The 2,869-nt window shown below is 68.3% G+C and carries 2 protein-coding genes; both read left to right on the forward strand.

From position 1 onward, the window contains the following. Positions 1 to 105: 105 nt before the first annotated feature. Positions 106 to 507, forward strand: coding sequence for a RidA family protein (locus tag ACFDTC_RS17985; protein WP_375260250.1), 402 nt, complete (start codon positions 106 to 108; stop codon positions 505 to 507). Between the two features lie 129 nt (positions 508 to 636). Further along, positions 637 to 2,869, forward strand: a 2,233-nt coding sequence (locus ACFDTC_RS17990) for a chemotaxis protein CheB (protein WP_375260251.1), incomplete at its 3' end; no start/stop codon positions are given.

Raw genomic sequence — 2,869 nt, forward strand, 5'->3', positions numbered from 1 at the left:
GGATTTTTGGGCGTCCGCGTGTCTTTCGCCGGATTTCCGTGCATGCGGTGCTTGGTCGGGCGCCGGGTGCTGCGCAGGATGGGCCGAACCGTTAGGAGACCGCGCATGACGCCGCTGACACCCGCCACGATCCCGCCGCCCTTCGCCCGCTACGCGCACGGGGTGCATGTCGCGCCGGGCCATGCGCTGATCGCGACCTCGGGGCAGCTGGGGCTGGCGATGGACGGCACGATCCCCGAGGGAGCCGAGGCGCAGGCGGCGCTGTGCCTCGCGAACATAGACGCGATCCTGGCCGAGGCGGGGGCAGCGCGCGACCACGTGATCCGGCTCAACGCCTTCGTCACGGGGCGCGAGCACATGGCCGGCTACATGGTCGCCCGCGACGCCTGGCTGGCGCAGGTCACGAGCCTGCCGGCGTCGACGCTGATGATCGTCTCGGGCTTCACCCGGCCCGAGTTCGTGGTCGAGATCGAGGCCCTCGCCGCCGTTCCCGCAGAGGCGCGGTAACGCGGCCGGATGGTCCTTCCCGCCCGTCGGCAACGAGACCGGAGGCGGAATGAAACGAGTTCATATCCACCATGTCCCTTCCGCGCGAGGTGTGGTTGAGTCCCGTATAACCAAGCGGGGAACGCCATCATGGCCAGCGCGACCGAGTCCGAGACACGAACCGGCTCCGTTCCGATTTGCGCGATCGGAGCCTCGGCGGGCGGCGTGCATGCTCTGCGCAGCCTCTTCCGGCAATTGCCCGATGACCTCGGCCTTGCCTACGTCGTCATCGTCCACCTGGCGCCCGAGCAACCCAGCGCCATGGCCGAGATCCTGTCGGCTTGCACGTCGATGCCCGTGCACCAGGTGACGGACACGCCCGAACTGCACGCGAACTGCGTCTACGTGATCCCGCCCGACCACGAACTGGTGATCGAGGGCGACAACGTGCGCGCGCGCGAATTTGTCGAACCGCGCGGCCACAGGGCGCCCGTCGACGTTCTGTTCCGCTCGATCGCCGCCGCGCGGGGCGACGGCATGGCCGTGGTCCTCAGCGGCGCCGGCTCGGACGGGTCGAACGGGGTCAGGGCCATCCACGAAAGCGGCGGCGTCGTGTTCGCGCAGGACCCCGGAGAGGCCGAATTCAGCGCTATGCCGCAGAACACCATCGCCACGGGGGTCGTCAATGTCGTCGCCCCGATTGCCCGCCTCGCCGAGCAGATGGTCGAGATCGCCAAGAGCAAGGGCGCGGTCCGGTCGCTCGACGAGGATGACGCCGCCAACGATCTGCGTCGAATCATCGGCTTCCTGCGGACCCGCACCGGCCACGACTTTTCCAGCTACAAGCGCGCTACAGTGATGCGCCGGGTGCTGCGCCGGATGCAGGTCTGCCGCGTCACGAGCCCTTCGGCCTATGCCGAGCTGCTGCGCACCACCCCCGAAGAGGCGCAGGAGCTTTTCGGCGACCTGCTGATCTCTGTCACGCAGTTCTTCCGCGACGAGGCCGCCTACGATGCGCTGGCGGTGAAGGCGGTCGGGCCGATCCTCGACGAAGCGCGCGAGGACGGGGTGCGGGCGTGGTCGGCGGGCTGCGCGACCGGCGAGGAGGCGTACAGCCTCGCCATGCTCTTCCTCGAGGAATCGGATCGCAGGAAGGTCAACGTGCCGATCCAGATCTTCGCCAGCGACCTCGACGAGGGCGCGCTGGCCACCGCGCGCGAGGGACGCTACCCGCGCTCGATCGAGGCCGACGTGTCCCAGCAGCGGCTGGAGCGGTTCTTCATCGACGAAGGCTCGCACTACCGGGTCCGCAAGGAGTTGCGCGACGCGGTTCTGTTCGCGTCGCACAGCGTGCTGAAGGACCCGCCGTTCATGCGGCTCGATCTGATCGCCTGCCGCAACCTGTTGATCTATCTCGAACGCGCGCTGCAGGAGCAGCTGCTCAGCCTGTTCCACTACGGGCTGAAGGCCAACGGGGTCCTGTTCCTGGGGTCGGCGGAAACGGCTGACGCCAGCGACTTCTTCTCCAGCTTCGACCGCGAGGCGCGCATCTACCGGGCATTGCCGCAGTCGCGGCGGCACATGCCCAACCTGCCGCGCGGCGGGTCCGAGCACATGCACCGGCCGTCGGTGCCGGCGCAGGGCTCTGGCCGGGAACGCCATCGCGCGCCGCTGGAACAGCACACCGAGGCCCTCGAAAAGGTTGCGCCCCCAAGCGTCCTGGTCGACGGCAGCCAGCAGATCGTGCACCTGTCGCCCCGCGCCGGCCGGTTCATCCAGCATTCGGCCGGGACCTTTTCTGGCAAGCTGTCCGAAGTGGTGCGGCCCGAGCTGCGCCTCGACCTCAAGGTTGCGCTCGACCGTGCGCTCGAGAGCCGGATCGCCACGATGACGCATCCCACGCCGATCCCGCTCGACGGCGAAAAGCGCCGCATCGCGATGCAGATCGCGCCGGTGCCGGTGCGCGAAGGGGCGGGCGCGCAGGCGATGGTCCTGTTCCTCGATGCCGGACCCGCCCTGTCCGAGCCGGACGACAGCATCGATCCGAGCGATATCCGGGACGACGAGGTGCGCCGCCTGCATGGCGAGCTGAAGGCGGCGCAGGACGCGCTGGTCGCCAGCCGTGCCGAGCACGAGCTGGCGATCGAGGATCTGCGTGCCGCGAACGAGGAACTGCAATCCATCAACGAGGAGTATCGCTCGACCTCGGAAGAGCTGGAGACCTCGAAGGAGGAACTGCAGTCGATGAACGAGGAACTGCAGACGGTGAACGCCGAGCTGAAGAACAAGCTCGAGAGCATCTCGACGGCCCACAGCGACCTGCAGAACCTGACCGCCGCGACCGAGATCGGCACGCTGTTTCTCGACGCGAAATTGCGGATAC

The sequence above is a fragment of the Citreimonas sp. genome, assembly GCF_042096055.1.
GTDB lineage: Bacteria > Pseudomonadota > Alphaproteobacteria > Rhodobacterales > Rhodobacteraceae > Citreimonas.

Coding starts and splice junctions, on each gene's coding strand:
- ACFDTC_RS17985 (WP_375260250.1), top strand. CDS start 106: ATGACGCCGCTGACACCCGCCACGATCCCGCCGCCCTTCGCCCGCTAC.